The sequence below is a fragment of the Brevibacillus nitrificans genome (assembly GCF_003710965.1).
Taxonomy (GTDB): Bacteria; Bacillota; Bacilli; order Brevibacillales; family Brevibacillaceae; genus Brevibacillus; species Brevibacillus centrosporus.
Genome location: NZ_RHHU01000011.1, coordinates 163347 through 182407, shown reverse-complemented (window position 1 = coordinate 182407; position 19061 = coordinate 163347). Strand labels below are relative to the sequence as shown.

At 52.8% G+C, this 19061-nt stretch carries 20 protein-coding genes and 1 riboswitch; of the genes, 18 read left to right on the top strand and 2 right to left on the bottom strand.

The window, feature by feature from the left end; translation table 11 throughout:
• Window positions 1-61: 61 nt before the first annotated feature.
• The 7 genes from EDM59_RS18885 (at window position 62) to EDM59_RS18855 (ending at window position 6057) form a co-directional block, all read left to right on the top strand.
• Complete coding sequence (locus EDM59_RS18885) at window positions 62-1447, top strand: Ig-like domain-containing protein (protein ID WP_122925040.1); 1386 nt, start codon at window positions 62-64, stop codon at window positions 1445-1447.
• A 142-nt stretch (window positions 1448-1589) separates the two neighbouring features.
• Window positions 1590-2474 carry a LysR family transcriptional regulator gene (locus EDM59_RS18880; protein WP_122925039.1) on the top strand — a complete coding sequence of 295 codons (885 nt, stop codon included), beginning with the start codon at window positions 1590-1592 and terminating at the stop codon, window positions 2472-2474.
• Window positions 2475-2571: 97 nt separating this feature from the next.
• Window positions 2572-2961 carry a CidA/LrgA family protein gene (locus EDM59_RS18875; protein WP_122925038.1) on the top strand — a complete coding sequence of 130 codons (390 nt, stop codon included), beginning with the start codon at window positions 2572-2574 and terminating at the stop codon, window positions 2959-2961.
• Complete coding sequence (locus EDM59_RS18870; protein ID WP_122925037.1) at window positions 2939-3637, top strand: LrgB family protein; 699 nt, start codon at window positions 2939-2941, stop codon at window positions 3635-3637. Before EDM59_RS18875 ends, EDM59_RS18870 begins: the two co-directional genes overlap by 23 nt.
• A gap of 92 nt (window positions 3638-3729) precedes the next feature.
• On the top strand, window positions 3730-4170 hold the full coding sequence (locus EDM59_RS18865) for a GNAT family acetyltransferase (RefSeq protein ID WP_122925036.1): 441 nt from the start codon (window positions 3730-3732) through the stop codon (window positions 4168-4170).
• Between the two features lie 43 nt (window positions 4171-4213).
• Window positions 4214-5125: a DMT family transporter gene (locus EDM59_RS18860; protein WP_122925035.1), complete on the top strand. Its 912-nt coding sequence runs from the start codon at window positions 4214-4216 to the stop codon at window positions 5123-5125.
• A gap of 113 nt (window positions 5126-5238) precedes the next feature.
• Complete coding sequence (locus EDM59_RS18855; protein WP_092267144.1) at window positions 5239-6057, top strand: protein-glutamine gamma-glutamyltransferase; 819 nt, start codon at window positions 5239-5241, stop codon at window positions 6055-6057.
• 56 nt (window positions 6058-6113) lie between these two features.
• On the opposite strand, the gene solA is transcribed toward EDM59_RS18855, so the two are convergent.
• Window positions 6114-7247: an N-methyl-L-tryptophan oxidase gene (gene solA / locus EDM59_RS18850; protein WP_122925034.1), complete on the bottom strand. Its 1134-nt coding sequence runs from the start codon at window positions 7245-7247 to the stop codon at window positions 6114-6116.
• Between the two features lie 184 nt (window positions 7248-7431).
• Between solA and EDM59_RS18845 the strand changes: the two genes are divergently transcribed.
• From EDM59_RS18845 to EDM59_RS18825, 5 genes are all read left to right on the top strand, one after another.
• Window positions 7432-8034 carry a flavin reductase family protein gene (locus tag EDM59_RS18845; RefSeq protein WP_122925033.1) on the top strand — a complete coding sequence of 201 codons (603 nt, stop codon included), beginning with the start codon at window positions 7432-7434 and terminating at the stop codon, window positions 8032-8034.
• A 114-nt stretch (window positions 8035-8148) separates the two neighbouring features.
• A complete protein-coding gene (locus EDM59_RS18840) occupies window positions 8149-8880 on the top strand; it encodes a ZIP family metal transporter (protein WP_122925032.1) in 732 nt (243 codons plus the stop codon).
• A gap of 99 nt (window positions 8881-8979) precedes the next feature.
• Window positions 8980-9783, top strand: coding sequence for a flagellar motor stator protein MotA (gene motA, locus EDM59_RS18835; protein ID WP_092267140.1), 804 nt, complete (start codon window positions 8980-8982; stop codon window positions 9781-9783).
• Complete coding sequence (gene motB, locus EDM59_RS18830) at window positions 9776-10585, top strand: flagellar motor protein MotB (protein WP_122925031.1); 810 nt, start codon at window positions 9776-9778, stop codon at window positions 10583-10585. The genes motA and motB overlap by 8 nt, the downstream gene beginning before the upstream one ends.
• A gap of 214 nt (window positions 10586-10799) precedes the next feature.
• Entirely contained in the window at window positions 10800-11600 is an 801-nt protein-coding gene (locus EDM59_RS18825; protein WP_122925030.1) for an alpha/beta hydrolase, read from the top strand.
• 82 nt (window positions 11601-11682) lie between these two features.
• Here EDM59_RS18825 and EDM59_RS18820 read toward each other — a convergent pair whose 3' ends face one another.
• Window positions 11683-12144 carry a low molecular weight protein-tyrosine-phosphatase gene (locus tag EDM59_RS18820; RefSeq protein WP_122925029.1) on the bottom strand — a complete coding sequence of 154 codons (462 nt, stop codon included), beginning with the start codon at window positions 12142-12144 and terminating at the stop codon, window positions 11683-11685.
• A gap of 84 nt (window positions 12145-12228) precedes the next feature.
• On the opposite strand from EDM59_RS18820, the gene atoS reads away from it, so the two are divergent.
• The 6 genes from atoS (at window position 12229) to EDM59_RS18790 (ending at window position 19042) form a co-directional block, all read left to right on the top strand.
• Window positions 12229-14058: a two-component system sensor histidine kinase AtoS gene (atoS, locus tag EDM59_RS18815; RefSeq protein ID WP_246011118.1), complete on the top strand. Its 1830-nt coding sequence runs from the start codon at window positions 12229-12231 to the stop codon at window positions 14056-14058.
• Entirely contained in the window at window positions 14055-15449 is a 1395-nt protein-coding gene (locus tag EDM59_RS18810) for a sigma-54-dependent transcriptional regulator (protein WP_122925028.1), read from the top strand. The genes atoS and EDM59_RS18810 overlap by 4 nt, the downstream gene beginning before the upstream one ends.
• Before the next feature lie 169 nt (window positions 15450-15618).
• Window positions 15619-16944, top strand: a complete 1326-nt coding sequence (locus tag EDM59_RS18805; protein WP_122925027.1) for a TIGR00366 family protein — start codon at window positions 15619-15621, stop codon at window positions 16942-16944.
• A gap of 86 nt (window positions 16945-17030) precedes the next feature.
• Window positions 17031-17132: riboswitch (guanidine-I (ykkC/yxkD leader) on the top strand.
• A gap of 109 nt (window positions 17133-17241) precedes the next feature.
• Window positions 17242-17595, top strand: a complete 354-nt coding sequence (locus EDM59_RS18800) for a DMT family transporter (protein WP_122925026.1) — start codon at window positions 17242-17244, stop codon at window positions 17593-17595.
• Window positions 17592-17906 (top strand): DMT family transporter, encoded by a 315-nt coding sequence (locus EDM59_RS18795; RefSeq protein ID WP_122925025.1) that lies wholly within the window; start codon window positions 17592-17594, stop codon window positions 17904-17906. Before EDM59_RS18800 ends, EDM59_RS18795 begins: the two co-directional genes overlap by 4 nt.
• Window positions 17907-18064: 158 nt before the next feature.
• Complete coding sequence (locus tag EDM59_RS18790; protein ID WP_122925024.1) at window positions 18065-19042, top strand: cation diffusion facilitator family transporter; 978 nt, start codon at window positions 18065-18067, stop codon at window positions 19040-19042.
• Window positions 19043-19061 lie beyond the last annotated feature (19 nt).

Below are 19061 nucleotides of genomic sequence, written 5' to 3'. Positions count from 1 at the left end.
CCCACTCTTCAAATGCCGATATAGAAAAAAGTGGAAAATGGCGTGTGGAGGAGAGATCAACATGAAGAGAGACCGCAAGCTCGTTCGCGGCTGGCAGAAAGCCATGCTAGCGGCCGTTTTGACATGCGGAGTCGTACTGGCAGGTGCGGGTCAAGTACCTGTGTATGCGAAAACGGAAACAACGGATCAAGCACAAAAGAAAATATCCAAGCTCAGTGCCAGTGCCACATCGGTGAAGCTGAAAAAGGATGGGACCCAGCAGCTTGCTCTGACGGTTACCTACACGGATAAAACGAAAGAGGACGTCACACAAAAAGCCGACTGGACCTCATCCGACAGCGAAGTTGCCACAGTGGAAGCGGGGCTGGTAACAGCGGTAGATTCCGGAAAGACCAAAGTCAAGGCGAGCTACGGCGGGAAAAACGTAACGCTGTCCGTGGAAGTCGACGTCATCTCCAAGCTGGCCGTGGACCAGAAAAAGCTCACGCTGCGCGAGGGAGCGACCCAGCAAATCACTGCTACCGCTACCTACTCGGACAAGTCTACGGCAAATGTCACGGAAGGAGCAGAATGGTTCAGTGGGGACAGTGAAGTGGTTACAGTCGAGAATGGACTTGTGACTGCAGTAGGCTCAGGCAAAACGAAGGTGTCGGTAAAATACGGAGGCAAAACCGTGACGCTGCCCGTGGAGGTCGACATCATCTCCAAGCTGGCAGTGGATCAGAAAAAGCTCGTCCTGCGCAATGATGAGACCAAGCAAATCGCAGCAACAGCTACATACACGGACAAAAAGACAGCAAACGTCACAGAAGAGGCGAAATGGACAAGTGCCGACAGTGAGGTTGTCACCGTGGACAAGGGGCTTGTAACAGCGGTAGGACCAGGCAAAACAAAGATTTCGGTAACGTACGGAGGCAAAACCGTGACGCTGCCCGTGGAAGTCGATATCATTTCCAAGCTGGCGCTGGACAAGAAGATCGCGTACGTGCACCCGGGGAAAACGGATTCCCTCAAGCTGACGGCGAGCTTGTCAAACGGTGACAAGGTAGACGTAACGGAAAAAGCTGAGTGGACGACGAGCAATCCGGAAGTGGCTACGGTAGAAGGTGGCGTAGTAACGGGTGTAGGAGCAGGAAAGGCAAAGCTGACCGCCAAGTACGGAGGCAAAACCGTCACGATTTCAGTAGAGTCTGCTGTGCTGTCCAAGCTGGAGGCGGACACGAAGCAAGTGACGCTAAAAGAGGGCGAGACGAAGGAATTGAAAGCGTCCGCGCGCTACACAGATAAGACGAAAGCAGATGTGACGCTCGAGGCGGACTGGACTTCGGTGAATCAAAAAGTGGCAACGGTGGAAGGCGGCAAGATTACCGCTGTCAAAGCAGGCCGCACAAATGTGATCGTGACCTACAACGGAAAGATGGTCAGTATCTCCGTGACGGTAAAATAGGGAAAGATCAGGCTCAGGGAAAAGAAGACTGCCACAGTGGCGGTCTTTTTTTTGTGGTGTACGCGGGCAGCTGCGGCCCTGTGGTAAGCTAGTAGAAAGAAGAATTTCGCACGCACAGCACAGGACACGACGGGGGCATCTCATGGACATCAGGCAACTGCAGTACTTTGTGGAAGTGGCAAAACAGAAAAGCTTTACCAAGGCTGCCAACACCCTGCACGTCTCGCAGCCCTCTATCAGCAAAATGATGAAAGCTTTGGAGGAAGAGCTAGGTGTCGTGCTGCTGGATCGGACCGAGCGAAAAATGGAGCTGACCGATGCAGGGGAGCTGGTCTACGATCATGCGACAAAGGTGCTCCACTTGATGGACAGTCTGGCCTTATCCATCGGAGAAATACGCAACATGGAGCGCGGACGTGTCAAAATGGGCATGATGCCGACGGTAGGATCGTTTTTACTGCCGAATGTCATCGCTCTGTTTAAAAAGCAGTATCCGGGCATCGATATCGAGATGAAGGAATACAGCGCCAAGCTTCTGGAGGTACACGTAGAGCAGGGAAGCATCGACGTAGGTTTGACCGTTCTTCCTGCCGATACGGAAAAGTTCGACGCGGTTCCTTTGCAGGCAGAAGACTTGGTTGCGATCGTCCATCGGGAGCATTGGATCTCCGAGCGCGAGTCAATCAGTCTGGCGGAGCTGCGTGAGGAAGCCTTTATCTTGTTTACGGAAGAGTACGCCATTCACGATGTGGTCAAGCAGGCATGTCTGCGGGCAGGCTTTGAGCCGCAGGTCGCTTACATGAGCTCGCTGTGGGATTTCGTCGGGGAGCTGGTGGCGACGCAGCTCGGGATATCGCTCGTTCCCCGTTCGATAGTGAGACGCCTGAACAACAGTGAGCTGCGGACGGTCAATATCTCCTCCCCGAAGATCGACTGGCAGTACGCACTGATTTTTCGAAAGGACCACTACCTTTCCCACGCCGCACGAGCGTTCATCTCCTTTGCTGAGCAGCATCTTTCTCCATAACCAAATGGAATAGAGTTCATGATGTTTATGTATTGTACGAATAATGCGGAGAGCAGATAAAATGGACCTACCAACATGAGAAGTCGGGGTGGTCAGGATGAGATCATGGCTCTTAGCACTGCCGCAGGTTTTGCTGCTGTACGTGTTTGCCTGGGCAGGAAAATGGATTTCGATGGTTTTGCCGTTACATATTCCAGGAAGTCTGATCGGGATGGGGATGCTGTTTCTGTGCTTGCAGCTCGGCTGGATTCGGTTGAGCTGGGTACAGGCAGGAGCGACTTTGGTGTTTTCCCAGATGATTTTGTTTTTCGTACCTGCCATCGCCGGGATCATGCAATATCCGTGGCTTTTGGGCATGAAAGGCTTGCTCGTTTTGATCATCGTCGTCAGTGGGTCAGCACTGGTGATGATTTCGACAGGCGTAATTGCTGAGCGGATGTTCAAATTGGGTGAGGTGAAGCGGCGTGACTCTGTGGAAAATTTGTAGCATTCTCGTCACGATCCTTTTCTTTGTGGCAGCCAAACAGCTGAATCGAAAGAAGCCTATCTTGCTCTTTTCACCGGCTATCGTCGCCCCTTTCGGAATTATGGTCTTGCTGCTCGTGAGCGGAATCCCTTTTCAGGAATATCAGGAGGGCACAGAGCTTTTAAGTGAAATGCTTGGCGTGGTCACAGTTGCTTTTGCGATCCCACTCTATCGCAACTGGGGCATACTGATGTCCCATTGGCGGATGATCGTGAGCAGCTTGGCTACCGGGGCATTGATCGCGATCATGGCTGGCGTTTCGACCGCGATGCTGCTTGGTTTGGGAAAAGAAGCGGCAATCAGTGTGATCCCGCGCTCGATCACTTTGCCGATCGCGGTGGGGCTGTCGGAATCAATCGGGGGAATACCGTCTTTGACGGCCCTGTTCGTGATGCTGACGAGCTTTGCCGGCGTATTCTGGGGACCGACCCTCATCAAGCACCTGAGACTGCGGCATCCGGTTTCGATCGGCTTGATGTACGGCATGGGCGCGCATGTGCTGGGAATGGCGAAAGCCCTGGAGCAGGGCGATCTGGAAGGCAGCAGCGCGACGCTCGCCGTCATCGCAGGCGCGGTCATGACCGTGGTATGGGCATTTATTCTGCTTCCGGTAATCTTGACGTGGATGGGAATGTAAGGGGGCAAAAAACAGCCCCTTTTTTTAATCAGTAAATTGTATAATTATAAAAATACATGCATAAATATCGATTCAGGAAGGATGATGTCGTCATGAACATCCGATCGTTTTCTCTGGAGCAATGGGAAGAGGTCGTCACCCTGTGGCGTCGTGCCGGCATACAGCTGTCACGCTCCGATACACCCGCGGGAATCCAAAAGAAACTGGAGCGTGACCCACAGCTGTTTCTCATCGCAGAAACGGAGGAGGGTCGTATCATCGGGGCTGTTATGGGCAGCTACGATGGACGCAGAGGGTGGATCAACCATTTGGCTGTAGACCCGGACTGCCAGGGACAAGATCTGGGTACGCGGCTGCTGCAGGAGCTGGAGCAGAGGCTTGCGGGATTGGGCTGCGACAAAATCAACCTGCTGATCGAACCGGAAAATGGTGTCGTTCAAGCCTTTTACGAAAAACAGGGTTTTAACCGAGATGAACTGATTTTCATGGAAAAATGGATTACGCCCGCCCAAACGTCTGCGAAAGGTGTATGATAGGGGACAGACTAGCTATGAACTTATTCATCAAGGAGGCTTTATGAAACCGATCTATGCCGTCCTCTTGCTGTGCACGAGCTTTCTTTGGGGAGGGAACTTTGTTGTAGGGAAGTTTTTGGTCGGTCATGCTTCGTCTCTGACGCTGACTGATTTACGCTGGATGATCGCGGTCGTCTGTCTGATCCCGATGGTCTGGTTTCGCGAAAAGCGGATCTTGCCGACCAAGCAGGCTGTGCTCCCGTTGATTTTGATGGGAGTAACGGGTGTCGCTTTGTTCAACCTGTTTATGTTTTGGGCGCTGGAGAGAACGAATGCGACCAATGTCGGTCTATTATCTACGCTAAATCCAGTATCGATTGCCATCTTTTCCTTTTTACTGGTAAAGGATAAGATCAAACCGCTCCAGATTGTCGCGATGTTCATTTCCTTTGGTGGCGTACTGGTGGTCATGAGCAAAGGGGATTTGGCGCATATTTCCAATCTCCATTTTAATGTAGGCGATTTGTGGATGCTGGCCGCTGTATCGATGTGGGGGATTTACTCCGTCTGTGCGCGGTGGGCGATGAAGACAGTGACTCCACTGATGTCGACGCTGTACTCCGGCGTTTTCGGCGTGGCTCTGATGCTGCCATTTAATCTGTCGACCTTCACCGTTCAAAATACGACGTGGTCCTTCTGGCTGTCTCTGTTCTACGTAGGAGTACTGGCGACTGTCGTAAGCATGGTGATGTGGAACGTCGGCGTGCAAAAGGTGGGAGCGACGGCAGCCGGGATGTTCCTGAACTTCAATCCCGTGTTTACCGCGATCTTGGCGTTTCTCTTGCTAGGGGAGAGAATGACAGGAATCCAGCTGCTCGGGAGTATGATTGTCATCATCGGATGCTATCTCTTCTCCCGTTTGAAGAATGTTTCCTTGAAAAGAAAGTCTGGCATGACGCAGGCTGAAATCTAACGATAGTCCCCGCAAGCCCTGCCTTCTCAAGAGGCGGGGTTTTTCTCTAGCACACATGGACCTAGACTTTTGCATAGACATAAGGATGATGGAGTGTGAGAAGGGGGATACCCATGATTTTGATTGCGGGAAGACAGGTCAGCCCGTCTGAGCTGGTGAGAAGCTGGGGATTAAACGGGGTACAAACCGAAGTAGTCGAGAAAATGGCGGCAAGTCCGGAAACGTTTGAATACCCGACGCCTGAGCTGCTGCAATTTGAACTGAAAATGCGGGATCATCTGGTGAGATCGGCCAGGGCGCTGAATGATAGCGGGATCTCTTTTTCTACTTTTGTGGATTCTCGCTGCAACGAGGATTATTGGCACCGGACAGAGCTGGGCGGCTTCCGGCTGCGCGAGGGAATACTGCCTTCGCAAGGAATTATTGACATCTTCCGAAATGGCAGATTGTACGCGACCGAGTGTGCGACCGCGATGGTCATCATTTTGTACCATGCGACATTGCGATCGATCCGAACAGCTGATTTCGAGCGGATGTTTGCCGATATTTTACTTTACGACTGGCGCTATGATCAGGATCTGGATCTGCAGACAGCCAGTACCCACACGTTTTTGCCGGGAGATATTCTCTATTTTGCCAATCCGGACTACAACCCGGCTAAGCCCTGGTGGCAAGGGGAAAACGTCGTGGATTTGGGGAGAGGGCTGTATTACGGGCATGGAGCTGGTATCAAGACGGCCGGAATGCTGATCAACTTTTTGAATGAAGAGAGAAGGCCAGGATCGTATCAGTCTGCCTACCTCGTTCAGCAGGCGACGCGCCCGGGCTTTGCCTACTTGTCGAGATTTAGCGATCGGACTGCCGGCGTCTACGGCAGACTGGCCGATACCCGTATCGTGGCGCGAGTAGGTTCTCAGCGCTGGCGGGGGTAGTCTGCGAAAGAAAGCCTCGCGCCGTATATGGCAACGAGGCTTTTTCATATGCTTCTCTAAAAACGTTGGAGGGAAAACATGGACAGATCGTAGGTAGATTTGCCCTGTGTAAGTAGCTCGCTGGCTGCCTCGCCTACCGCGCTGGCAAATTTGAAGCCGTGACCGGAAAAGCCGGCAGCGATCACGATCTGGGAGTACTCGGGATGACGATCGATGATGAAATGCTCGTCCGGTGTCATCGTATAGATGCAGACACGTCCCTGGCGCAATGCACCGGCTGCTTGCGGCATGTACGTCTCGAGAAACGAGCGAACGTCGCCTTCATCAGATAAGAGGGCGCCAAACGTGCGTTCCAGACGATCCGGATCGATCTCTACACCGCCGTCATGTCGACCGATTTTCACTCCTGCCTGATCAATGCTTGGAAATCCGTAGTAGGAGGTTTCGTCGGCCAGCTTAAAAATAAACGCAGGGAATTTATCAGCACGGTACAAGTCCTCCTCGGATCCGAACCAGGCGACCGTCTTGCGCGTAGGAGATAGAGGCAGAGACAAGTCAAGGGAAGCAAGCAGGGCTGGATTCCAGGCTCCTGCGCTGAGCAGCAGCTTACCCGCGCGATAGGTGTGTGCTTCTGTGTGGACGATGACGCCATCTCCATCTGGTTGAATGGCGGTCACAGGTGTATGGGTCAAGAGGGTAGCACCTGCTGCAATCGCCTGCTCGCGATACGCGCTGATGCACTTTTCTGAATACAGGACACCAGAGGAGGTTTCCAGGCACGCATAATAATGATCAGGCAGCGAGATGCCGGGCCAGCGTTCATTGACTTCAGAGGCACGCAGGACCTCGACAGGAAGCGAGTAGGTCTCGGCGCTTTCGCGAATCTCCTGCAGAAAAGAATCCTCCAGCGGGCCGGCACTCAGAACGCCCGTTTGTTCAAAAAGCTTCGTTCCTGAAACGGCCTCCAACTCCTGCCAAAGCTGCTGGGCACGCAGCGCGAGTGGGACGTACTGCTTGCCTTCTCCGTAAGCGTGGCGGATGATCCGGGTATCTCCGTGATGGCTTCCCATCGTGTGTGGTGGATCGTAGGTGTCTAGCAAAAGGGTGCGGACCCCTTGCTTTGCCAAATAGTATCCGGCAGCCATCCCCATGGATCCGGCACCGACTATGATGACCTCGTAATTTTCCATACGTCTCCCTCCAAAATCATTGATCACTTATACGTTCATCTAGCCTGTTTCTATTATCTTACAAGGCGGGGAGGAAAGCGAGATGCTTGCCCTGAAAAAAGCAGGCATACTTCGAGGGAGATGGAAACAATGGCGGGATAGAATGAGGGAGCAGTTGTCATTCCATTCAAAGGAGACCTCGGACATGATCAGCCATATTACCATCCACCCGAAAATTTTGTACTACGGAGCACCCGTCGTCCTGCTGTCGACGGAGAATGCAGACGGTTCTACCAACATCAGCCCTATTTCCTCTTCTTGGGCACTAGGTTCATTCGTTATTTTAGGCTTAGGGGTGGGGTCACAGGGCTTGGAAAATCTGAAAGAACGGCCAGCGTGTGTCATCAATTTGCCTGATGCGGCCATGTGGCGCCAGGTCGAGGCTCTTGCGTCGTTGACCGGAAAAAATCCGGTACCTGCGTACAAAGAGGAGATTGGCTTTCGCTATGAAAAAGATAAGTTCGCCGCCGGATCCTTCACCCGAGCAGCATCTAAGTCGGTGTGTCCCGAGAGGATTGCGGAATGTCCCCTTCACTTGGAGGCAGTGGTTCGTGGCATTCGGATTCCGGAGTACGCAGAGAGCTTTGCCATTGTAGAAACAGAGGTGGTGCAGGTGCACGCTGACGAGCGAATCGCCATCGGTGACCGCTACGTAGATCCCAAGGCTTGGAATCCGCTCATTTATAATTTTCGCCACTATTTTGGCCTCGGGGAAGAAAAAGGAAAGACTTATCGATCCGAGACATAGAATAAGAGTAGGAAACGCCATGTGAAGTGGCGTTTTTGCATGCTGGAAGATATCCTCCAACGGTTATATAGTGGTATGATCAAAAGAAGGGTATATACGAGGCGGAGGTACCATATGGAGCAACTTTTGATAGGGAGTTTTCTATCGGCAATGGCGACAGGAGCAGGGGCGCTGCCCATCCTGTTTTTCAAAACGGTTACGCATCGCTGGCGTGATATTCTGCTCGCGTTTACGGCTGGCATCATGGTGGCGGCCGCGACCTTCAGCTTGATTCCGCAGGCGATGGAGAACGGATCGATTATCGTCATCTGTATGGGGGTGCTCACCGGGACACTGACGTTGACTGTTTTGGAGAGCTTCATCCCGCATATAGATCTGGAGCATACGAGAGTAAATATTTCCATGGACTCTCAGGCGCTCTTGATTTTGTCGGCCATTACTTTACATAACATACCAGAAGGGCTGTCTGTTGGGGTCAGCTACTCCAGTGAGCAAACCGGTCTGGGTGGTTTGGTCGCCTTTGCGATCGGACTGCAGAACGCGCCGGAAGGATTTCTGGTCGCGCTATTTCTGATTAATCAGCAGGTGAGCCGGCTCAAAGCTTTTCTTTTGGCGACGATGACCGGTGCTGTAGAGATCGTTTCGGCTCTCATCGGCTATTATCTGACTTCGATCGTGGGTGGGCTGGTCCCCTACGGACTCTCCTTTGCTGCCGGAGCCATGCTGTACATCGTCTACAAGGAGCTCATACCGGAGAGCCACGGAGACGGACATGCGCGCTCAGCCACGTTCTCCTTTATTATCGGGTTGCTGGTGATGATCGTGATGGTTCAGCAGTTCGGATAAAAAGAGTTCCGTTTTTCATAAGTTCCCCTCACAATTTGACCGCAAATTACCGAAACCATATATAGATAGATTTCGATTATGGAAGTAGGGAGTGTCACGATGGAAAAATCGACCTTGCTAGGTTTAGTACTAGGTATCGTTGCAGTAGTTGTCGGGATGATCTTGAAGCACGCCAGTCCCGCCTCATTATTAAACCCAGCAGCATTCATGATCATCATGGTGGGTACGGCTGCCGCTATTTTAAACGCATTTCCCATGTCGGAAGTCAAAAAGGTTCCCGTCCTTTTCAAGGTACTTTTTAAAGAGCAAAAACTCCCTGCCAAACGTGAACTGATTGGCCAATTTATGAACTGGGCGTCGATCGCTCGCCGTGAAGGATTGTTGGCCCTTGAAAATACGTCCGATGAAATAGAAGATCCATTCCTGCGAAACGGCATGAAGATGATTATCGATGGAGGCGAACCGGATTTCGTCCGCGATGTGTTGAACGAAGAGATTCATGCAATTGAAGAGCGTCACCAGATGGGGGCACTGATTTTCAGCCAGGCGGGCAGCTACGCGCCGACGCTTGGGGTATTGGGGGCGGTAGTTGGCCTGATCGCGGCGCTTGGCAACCTGAGTGACATCGATGCGCTGGGTATTTCCATTGCCGCTGCGTTTGTCGCGACACTGCTCGGTATTTTTACAGGCTACGTTTTGTGGAATCCTTTCTCGAACAAGCTGAAACGCAAATCTAAGCAAGAGATTGAAATCAAGAGAATCATGGTAGAAGGTCTGCTTTCGATTCAGGCTGGTGTATCCCCGGCTGCGATTGAACAGAAGCTGCTTGTGTACATCCCGTACCGAGAGCGTGCCGAGATGAAGGAAGAGAAGAAGGAGGAAGGAGCTGCGGTAAATGGCTAAGCGACCGAAGAGACATGCTCAGCATGAAGAGCATATGGACGAGACTTGGCTGATTCCGTACGCTGACCTGCTCACCCTGTTGCTTGCCTTGTTTATTGTATTGTTTGCCTCCAGTGAGATGGATGCGAAGAAGTTTGACCAGCTGGTGAAATCCTTCAACGTTGCCTTGAACGGTGGGGTGGGCGTGCTGAATCAGCCGAGTCCGGTGCCACTGGACCCGAACATGGCGCAGCAGACCATCCATAAAGGGGCACAGGAAGCGGAAAAACCAAAGACCGAGGAAGAGAAGAAGCTGGAGGAAGCGGTACGCAAAGAGACAGAGGATCTGAAAAAGCTGCAGACGCAGCTGGAGGGCTACATCGAGCAAAACAAGCTGCAGGACAAGCTGCAGACCAAGCTGACCGAAGAGGGCCTGCTCATCACGATCCTCGACAATGCGTTGTTTGACTCAGGTAAAGCCGATCTCAAGCCAGAAGCAAGAAAGCTCGCTGCGGAGATGGCGTCCATGCTGGTCCCGCATCCGAAAAAGGTGACCGTCACCGGACATACCGACAACGTGCCGATCCACCGGGCGGATTTCCCGTCCAACTGGGATTTGAGTGCGAAGCGTTCGGTTAACTTCCTCAAGGTACTGCTGGAAAACAGAAATCTCGATCCGACCAAGTTCAGCGCGACAGGCATGGGCGAATACCATCCTGTAGCATCGAACGCTACCGCTGATGGACGTGCCAAAAACAGACGGGTAGAGGTCGCGATCCTGCGCGATCTGGCGGCACCACCGAAAAATACATTGAATCCGTAATGAGAGAAGGGCAGCACCTGATGCTGTCCTTTTTTTCGTTCGAAGCCGAGCTTTGGCTGTTCCAGCTGTGACCGTGAGATTCTGTCTGCTTTGCATTCTAGCCAAGTTGAGGTAAACCCTTGTCCTATTTCTTGACAACAGCCCTGAAAACCCGCATAATAAGTTATAACAAAGTAAACTACTCGGAATACTGAAAATAAATGAGGTGAGTTTAATGGAACGGACTTTTCAAATACCAAGCGGAGACATCGCGTTAACGGCAACTTTGCATGAGCCCAATCAGTCAGGTGAAAAGTTTCCCCTAATCATCATCTGCCACGGCTTTATTGGCAGTCGCATCGGAGTCGATCGCTTGTTTGTCAAAGCTGCCAGAGAGCTGACCGCAAATGGCTTTGCCGTCTTGCGCTTTGACTACGGTGGGTGCGGGGAGAGCAGCGGGGATTACGGTGCAGGTGGGCTGGATGTCCTGCTCAACCAGACACGGGATGTGCTCGACTTTGCCTTCCAGCTGGATAGCATCGATCCTGAGCGTGTCAGCCTCATCGGCCATAGCCTCGGTGGTGCCGTTTCCATGCTCACCGCCAGTACGGATAAACGAATCCACTCCCTCGTTCTTTGGGCGGCAGTTGCCCGTCCGTATGACGACATCGTGCGGATTGTAGGGGAGAGGGGCTATCAGGAGGCGCTGCTGACCGGAAAAACGGATCATCACGGCTACCTGCTGCAAGATCGCTTTTTCCAATCGCTGAACGGGGCGCTCCCTTTGCGCCAAGCCAAGCAATTTGAAGGAGATGCTCTACTCCTGCACGGAAACCGGGATGATGTGATTTCTGTCGATGCAATGTTCCATTACGAACGGGAGCTGCGCTTGCGCAGACGGGGACGCTGCGAGACGGAGGTCGTTATCGGTGCAGACCATACCTTTTCGACGGCAGACGGTTATCAGCGATTGATCGGCAGCACAGTAAAATGGCTGCGGGAACAGACCGAGCAGACTACGCTGGCGGTCTCATAGAGAGCAAATTACAAAAGGGATAGCCCATCTAGCGGCTATCCCTTCTTTTCATGAACAAAGGAGTGCCGTCAAAGCGACCGAGCTACTTCCCTTCTTTCAAAATATGCGCCAGCAAGCCTTGGCAGCCGTCCTCGACCAGATCGTAGACGTAGCCGAAACGCCCGGTGTAGTACGGGTCCTCGACGTTTTGCTCCTTGGCAGCGGTCGCAAAGTCCAGCAGCCTGTACACCTTCTTGCCAGCGGGAGCCAGGCGCTGAAGAGCAGAGAGGTTTTCCTCGTCCATGCAAACGATGTAATCGTAGGTCGCAAAATCATCCGAAGTAATTTGCCGGGCGCGCAAGGTATCGTGGGCGATCCCCTTTTCACGCAAAATTTTCTGCGTACCGGTATGAGGGCGCTCGCCAGCATGCCAGTCACCAATGCCGCATGAATCGATAGCGATCTGAGCGGTCAGCCCTCGCTGCTCGACGAGATGACGAAAGACGGCTTCTGCCATCGGGGAGCGGCAAATATTCCCCAGGCAGACAAACAGAACATGTGTCATGGGTATGCTCCTTTTCGAAAGCAATATGAGATGGATTCTCTATGTTAGAATAACATAGAAGAGGAAACGTAGAGCGAGGTATGCATGTTGAAAGCTTATTTTTATCGGATTCGCCTAATAGCCTCTGTAGTAGCCGTGACGATCCTGCCCATTTTGATCACAGGGCTTGTGCTTCTTCATGCTGCCGAGCAGGCTTTGCTCGAGGAAAAAAAGCAAAAGCTGATCGCGATCACACAGCAGCTGGATTTTGCGCTGCCAAAAGATTATGACGACCTGACCAAAAGGCTTGGGGTGCAAGAGGCGACTCGGGCGCAGAAAATTGAGTATTTAAACCAAGCTCTGCAACCGCTTACAGATCGGATCGCTGACGAGCACCCGGGTATCGGTGTCGGTTATTATGCCGCAGACCTGGATGCGATTGTAACATACGGGCCGAGTCAGGAAATGAAGTTTCACGTGGGGGAGTCGATATCACCCGAGCATTTCGGACGGTTGGTCATGGAAAGCGGAAAACCGGAGATCGCGATCGGAGAGCAGGTCAGGGGCAACATCATGAATGCCATGTACCCGCTGAAAAGAAACGGCAAGATGATCGGTTATACTTGGGCAAATGAGCTGATGAGCAATATCGATGTACAGCTGGCAGGGATGCGCAGGAGCATTTTCGCCATCTCGGGTGTCGGCTGCTTGATAGCAGCTTTAGTCAGCGGCCTGATGGTGCACAGACTGGAAGCCCTTCTGGAGGAGATCAAGGCAGGGCTGAAAACCATCAGTCTGGATCTGTCGCATCGCATGAGACGTTTGGCTGGAGAACCAGGAGAAATATCCGAGGCGATCAACAGGATGGCGGGCGAGCTGCAGGCGAGCCGGACCCGTACGGAAACCATCATGCAGAGCATGGATAGCGGTGTACTGGCTTTGGACGATCAGGGGAGAATCACGTCCTGGAACGAGGCGGCAGCCAAAATAACGGGACGATCCGCGGAGCAGGTCATGGGCAAAGCGCATGCAGAAGTATTTGCGGAAAGCGCGGAGTTCGTCGGCTTGCTGACAGAAACGCTGGTTCATGGCAGAACGATCCGCGATGCCGAGTGGGAGTACAAGCATCCTGAGCGGGGGCATCGTTATGTGAAAGTGGGGACATCGATCTGGGTGAGTCCGACTGATCAAGTGCTCGGGGTCATTGTCGTGCTCGATGAACGAACGGAATGGAAACGGATGGAGCTGCGATTGGCACAGGCAGAGCGTCTCGCGGTTATCGGAGAATGGGCAGCGAGTATTGCTCATGAGGTACGCAATCCCCTTACCTCGATAAAGGCTTTTGCGCAAATCATTGAAGAAGATTTGCCAGAGGAGCATGCCTGTCGGGAGTACACGGAAATCATCGTGGAGGAAGTGGAGAGGCTGAACCGCTTTGCGGACGAGCTGCTGCTCTTTTCCCGCCCCGATGAGGAGGCTCATGTCCCCATCCATCTGTGGGATGTGATCAATCAGACTGTGATGCTGATGGAGCGAAGTGCGGCCGGCAAAGGCATTCAGGTGGAGAGATGCTTCGGGGATCATGCGCCGTTTGTTCTCGCATCGCCAGATTTGCTGAAGCAGGTCTTCTTAAACATTTTGATCAACGCGATCCAGGCGATGCCACATGGGGGAGTTATCCAAATCCAAACGGAAAAGGATGGCAATCAGGCATGTATCCATGTGACAAATGACGGTCAACCCATTGCCGAAGAGCATTTGCTCTCCGTTTTTGAGCCGTTTTACACGACGAAGCCTTCTGGAACGGGGCTGGGGCTGGCGATTTCCCAGCGAATCGTGCATGCCTACGGAGGACATATCACTGCCCAAAATGTAGCAAATGGCGTCCGGTTTACAGTGACGCTGCCAGGGAGATGGGAGGAGGCAGAGAGATGAAAAGACGCATTCTAGTAGTCGATGATGAAGTCAATGTGCGCAAAGCATTGTCTACAAGCTTGCGCAAAGCGGGCTACGATACGAAAGAGGCAGCGAGCGGCGCAGAGGCCATGGAGCAGATAGGACAGTACGAGCCGGATGTCATGCTTCTGGATCTGCGCATGCCGGAAATGGACGGGATGGAGACACTCCGCCGTCTCAAGCAGGCAAAATCAGCCCAGCCCAGCGTCATTATGATGACTGCTTACGGCTCTGCAAATGATGTGATGGAAGCCATGCGCTTGGGTGCTTACGATTATGTGCAAAAGCCGTTCGATCTCACGCAGGTCAAGCAGGTGGTGGCAAAAGCGCTGCAGCAGCCGGATGCAGGGGACGAAGAGGGAACCATGCGCCCTTCGCAGGAGGAACAGCCGGATTACCCAGGGTATTTAGTGGGGTTGAGCCCCGCCATGCAGGAAGTGTACAAGCTGGTCGGAAAAGTGAGCATGACCAGAGCGACCGTCTTGATCCAGGGGGAGAGCGGGACGGGGAAGGAACTGATTGCGCGGGCGATTCACAATAACAGTCCGCGAGCCGATCAGCCTCTCATTCCTGTCAACTGCGGAGCGATCCCGGAAAAGCTGCTGGAAAGCGAATTGTTCGGGTACGAGCGGGGAGCCTTTACGGGAGCTGTCGCACGCAAGCCAGGATTGTTTGAAGCAGCCAACGGAGGGACGCTGTTTCTCGATGAGGTAGGGGAGCTCACTCCATCCTTGCAGGTTAAGCTGCTGCGTGTCTTGCAGGAGAGGACATTGGTCAGGCTCGGAGGCGTGGAGCCGATTCCGATTGATGTGCGCATTATCGCCGCCACCAACCGTGATTTGCGGGAAAGAATCCGTCAGGAGCTTTTCCGCGAGGACCTGTACTACCGTCTGAATGTCGTCCCGATTCAAATGCCTCCCCTTCGCGAGCGAAAAGAAGATATTCCCCTGCTCATCCGTCATTTCCTAACCAGGTTTGGACGTGAAACGGGCAAGGAGGACTGTTTTTTGTCTCCCGCAGCTGTCGAGCTTTTGAACGCCTATCATTGGCCAGGCAATGTGAGACAGCTGGAGAATACGATCGAGCGAGCGGTTGTGCTGGCAAGTGGGCAAGCCATTCTACCGGAGCATATACGGGTGCATCTAGAGGAAACGCGGCAAACGCCCGATGAGGCAAAGGAAAAGCGCGGCCTTCAATTTGAAGATCGAACGATGAAAGACATCATTTCGGAAGTGGAAAAGGAAGCGATCACCCGCGCCCTGCAACGGGAGAAGGGCAACAGGCTGAGGACAGCCAAACGGCTTGGAATCTCGCGCAGCGCGTTGTTGTACAAGATGGAGATGTACGAAATAGACGTTTCAGAAGAATAACGGGAAAGTGTGTAAAAAGTAGGCGGAAGGTTTACTTTTTACACACTTTTTTGATGTAGACGCCGAGGCAAGTCCAGGATTGGCGCGATTTTTGGCCAGAGAAACAGTTGGTACGATTCTTGAAAAGAAAGGAGAGAGTACAAAGCTTAAGGAAGCAAGGAGGACATTCATGAAAGCGTTGTCACGTTTTTTCTCGACTCTGGTGCAAAAGTTTTTGCCAGATCCATTTGTCTTTGCCCTCATTCTGACAATTATTTTGTTTGTATGTGGTCTTGTGTTTACCGATCACGGTCCGATTCAAATGGTGCAGTTCTGGGGGAACGGCTTCTGGAATCTGCTGGCATTCGCGATGCAAATGGCTCTGGTATTGGTGACAGGTCATGCGCTCGCCAGCTCGCCGCTCGTCAGCCGCAGCCTGACTCGTCTCGCGAGCATTGCCAAAACACCGGTCCAAGGCGTCATTCTGGTCACGCTTGGTTCGGCTATCGCCTGTTTGCTCAACTGGGGCTTTGGTCTGATTGTAGGTGCCTTGTTTGCGAAAGAGGTTGCCAAGCGCGTACCTGGCTCCGACTATCGCTTTTTGATCGCCTGTGCATACATCGGCTTTTTGACATGGCATGGCGGTCTCTCAGGCTCCGTCCCGCTTACGGCAGCAACGCCGGGTAACCCTCTGGAAAAAACAGCCGGGCTGATTCCGCTCACGGATACGATTTTCACAGGATACAACCTGTTCATTACCATTGCCCTGTTGGTTGCCCTGCCGATTATGACGCGTTTGATGATGCCGACGGGTAAAGAAGTCGTTGAAATCGATCCACAGCTGTTCGCAAAAGAGGAAGTAGCAGCGACTGCTGAAGCTGCTCCGACTGAGAAAACATTTGCAACGGTCATGGAAAACAGCCGGATTTTGACGTATATCATTTGTGTATTGGGCTTCTCCTATTTGATTTATTATTTTGCCAACAAAGGCTTCAAAGTAGATATCAACACGGTCAACCTGCTCTTCTTCATCGCGGGCTTGCTTCTCCACGGAACGCCGCTCTCTTACATGAAAGCAGTGGGTAACGCAGCGAAAGGGACTGCAGGTATCTTGATTCAGTTCCCGTTCTACGCAGGGATTCAAGGCATGATGGAGCAGTCTGGATTGGGCGGCATGATGACCAACGCCTTTATCTCGATTTCGACTCCGGAGACGTTCCCGTTCCTGGCGTTCCTCAGCTCTGGTTTGGTAAACTTCTTCGTTCCATCCGGCGGCGGTCACTGGGTCGTACAGGGTCCATTCATCATGCCGGCCGCACAGCAGCTTGGCGTGGACTCGGGGATTGCAGCCATGGCGATTGCCTACGGGGAAGCGTGGATGAACATGGCACAGCCGTTCTGGGCCTTGCCGGCGCTTGCCATTGCAGGCTTGGGCGTGCGTGACATCATGGGGTACTGCGTGACGACCCTGCTTGTATCCGGTGTTATTTTCGCCATCGGTCTGTCCTTTTTCTAAGTGTCGAGGGCCAGCAAAATCCATTGAGGTCAAAATCCTTTTGTGATAAAGTAAAGGCAATTCCAGATACAAAACCTAATTTCATACCCAGAGTTTTCTAGGGTTCCGCGGAGGCAAAGCATCCGGTCTGGACCGAGAGAAAACCCACGGCATAGCCGTGTACACGGAGGGATAAAAGCCCGGGAGAATATCGAGATGGTATTCGACCGCGGCTTTTTTTGCGTGGAAAAAGGCGCTGGGACCTCGTGCTCCCGCCGGGTAGGGGAATGATACGGAAAAGAGAGGGGAGTTTGCGTGATGAGTAAAAACTGGATGCTCGTGATCGTCGCTGCCGTGTTTGAGGTTGGATGGGTTGCGGGACTCAAGCATGCGGATAGCGTTTTGGCATGGGGCCTTACAGCGGTTGCGATTCTAGTCAGCTTTGGGGTGCTTGTCTACTCGGGGAAAAGGCTGCCGACCAGTACGGTCTATGCCGTGTTCGTCGGGCTGGGAACGGCAGGTACCGTCATCAGCGAAATGGTCGTGTTCGGAGAGCCGTTCAGCTGGGCCAAGATCGGATTGATCGCCCTGCTTTTGGTCGGAATTATCGGCCTGAAGCTGGTGACGCATGAGCATGATGATCAACCACGAAAGGAAGGGGAAGCGGCATGACTTGGGTAGCCTTGATATTGGCAGGATGTTTTGAGGTCGTAGGTGTCATGGGGATTACACAGGTCAACCAGAAGCCGTCCCTGCGGTCCTATCTGGTGCTGGTGGGGGGATTTGCGCTGAGCTTTATCCTGCTGTCGTTTGCGATGAAGGAAATCGCCATGGGGACCGCCTATGCCGTTTGGACGGGAATCGGTACGGTCGGCAGTGCTTTGGTAGGCATGCTGGTGTACGGTGAGCCGAAGGACAAGCTGCGCATCACTTGCATTGCGCTGGTGATCGTATCTGTCGCAGGGCTTAAACTCATTGCTTAAAATAACAGTGTCATGGTAACTAAGGGGCAGGCAGAAGTATTCCGCTTGCCCCCCCTTTCAAATATTTTCCTTTTCGGTGAAAAGCCCCATTTGCACCCTCCTTGGGAATAGTATAATAAAGAAAATGCGCATGACTTACGAGGAGGATACATAGCAGGATGGGTTCTTTCTGGGAAACGTTAAAAAAGGGCAACATGTCTTCGGCCACGGCAGCCTTGGGCAATACAGGGCTGGCCATCGTAAAGGGAATGGCAGCTGCCTTTAGCGGCAGCGGAGCCATGTTTGCATCTGCCATGCACTCGGTCGCGGATGCGGTGAACCAAGGCTTCGTTTTCTTCGGGAGCGTACTGGCCGAGAAAAAGCCGACACCGCGCTTTCCTACCGGGTTTGGGCGTGTGATCAATCTCTTTTGCATGATCGCGGTGATCGTCGTGACCGTGATGGCGTACGAGACCATTACAGAAGGCTGGCACCTCATCAAAGAACCTGCTCACGCAACGCACTTCTGGATCAACTTTTGGATACTGTTTCTGGCGATCGTCGTAGATGGCTATGTCTTGGTGAAAGCCATGAAAGAAATCGTACACGAGACTCGTGCGGAGGCGACTGGAATGGCGATCATTCCTGCTGCTTTTCGAAACGTAGGACGCGCTGCACCGCCGACGCGCCTCGTCTTTTACGAAGACATCGTTGCCACTACAGGTGCCCTGCTCGCTCTCATCGCCGTCATCATCGGCCAGGTATCTACCATTACCCTTTTCGACGGAATCGCCACCATGCTGATTGGCGTATTGATGATCGGTGTTGCTTTCAAAGTGGGCTACGATAACATGGTAGGTCTGATCGGAGTAGCTGCGCCAAAAGAGGTGGAGGATCGCGTCGCCAAGACCATCCTGGCTGATCCCGACGTGACGGATATCAACAAGCTGCGCATCGTTCAGGAAGGACGCTTCTATCACGTCGAATGCTATGTCGAGCTGCGTTCAGGCTTGATGCTTTCGGTGGCGGACGACATCAAATACCGCATTCGCGACAGCGTGCTCACCGATCCCGATATCAGCGATGTAACGATGGGAATACTCGAGGACAATGGCGTCCGAGATTGGGAGCCGCGAAAAGCGATCGAGGGAACCTAGAATCCATAGAGATGGTTAC

What these genes read in the sequence shown, in the direction of transcription:
- EDM59_RS18805 (WP_122925027.1), top strand. Translation starts at nt 15,619, where the DNA reads ATGAAAGCGTTGTCACGTTTTTTCTCGACTCTGGTGCAAAAGTTTTTG.
- EDM59_RS18860 (WP_122925035.1), top strand. Translation starts at nt 4,214, where the DNA reads ATGAAACCGATCTATGCCGTCCTCTTGCTGTGCACGAGCTTTCTTTGG.
- EDM59_RS18795 (WP_122925025.1), top strand. Translation starts at nt 17,592, where the DNA reads ATGACTTGGGTAGCCTTGATATTGGCAGGATGTTTTGAGGTCGTAGGT.
- solA (WP_122925034.1), bottom strand. Translation starts at nt 7,247, where the DNA reads ATGGAAAATTACGAGGTCATCATAGTCGGTGCCGGATCCATGGGGATG.
- EDM59_RS18840 (WP_122925032.1), top strand. Translation starts at nt 8,149, where the DNA reads ATGGAGCAACTTTTGATAGGGAGTTTTCTATCGGCAATGGCGACAGGA.
- EDM59_RS18845 (WP_122925033.1), top strand. Translation starts at nt 7,432, where the DNA reads ATGATCAGCCATATTACCATCCACCCGAAAATTTTGTACTACGGAGCA.
- EDM59_RS18875 (WP_122925038.1), top strand. Translation starts at nt 2,572, where the DNA reads ATGAGATCATGGCTCTTAGCACTGCCGCAGGTTTTGCTGCTGTACGTG.
- atoS (WP_246011118.1), top strand. Translation starts at nt 12,229, where the DNA reads ATGTTGAAAGCTTATTTTTATCGGATTCGCCTAATAGCCTCTGTAGTA.
- EDM59_RS18810 (WP_122925028.1), top strand. Translation starts at nt 14,055, where the DNA reads ATGAAAAGACGCATTCTAGTAGTCGATGATGAAGTCAATGTGCGCAAA.
- EDM59_RS18790 (WP_122925024.1), top strand. Translation starts at nt 18,065, where the DNA reads ATGGGTTCTTTCTGGGAAACGTTAAAAAAGGGCAACATGTCTTCGGCC.
- EDM59_RS18880 (WP_122925039.1), top strand. Translation starts at nt 1,590, where the DNA reads ATGGACATCAGGCAACTGCAGTACTTTGTGGAAGTGGCAAAACAGAAA.
- EDM59_RS18825 (WP_122925030.1), top strand. Translation starts at nt 10,800, where the DNA reads ATGGAACGGACTTTTCAAATACCAAGCGGAGACATCGCGTTAACGGCA.
- EDM59_RS18885 (WP_122925040.1), top strand. Translation starts at nt 62, where the DNA reads ATGAAGAGAGACCGCAAGCTCGTTCGCGGCTGGCAGAAAGCCATGCTA.
- EDM59_RS18855 (WP_092267144.1), top strand. Translation starts at nt 5,239, where the DNA reads ATGATTTTGATTGCGGGAAGACAGGTCAGCCCGTCTGAGCTGGTGAGA.
- EDM59_RS18800 (WP_122925026.1), top strand. Translation starts at nt 17,242, where the DNA reads ATGAGTAAAAACTGGATGCTCGTGATCGTCGCTGCCGTGTTTGAGGTT.
- EDM59_RS18865 (WP_122925036.1), top strand. Translation starts at nt 3,730, where the DNA reads ATGAACATCCGATCGTTTTCTCTGGAGCAATGGGAAGAGGTCGTCACC.
- motB (WP_122925031.1), top strand. Translation starts at nt 9,776, where the DNA reads ATGGCTAAGCGACCGAAGAGACATGCTCAGCATGAAGAGCATATGGAC.
- EDM59_RS18820 (WP_122925029.1), bottom strand. Translation starts at nt 12,144, where the DNA reads ATGACACATGTTCTGTTTGTCTGCCTGGGGAATATTTGCCGCTCCCCG.
- motA (WP_092267140.1), top strand. Translation starts at nt 8,980, where the DNA reads ATGGAAAAATCGACCTTGCTAGGTTTAGTACTAGGTATCGTTGCAGTA.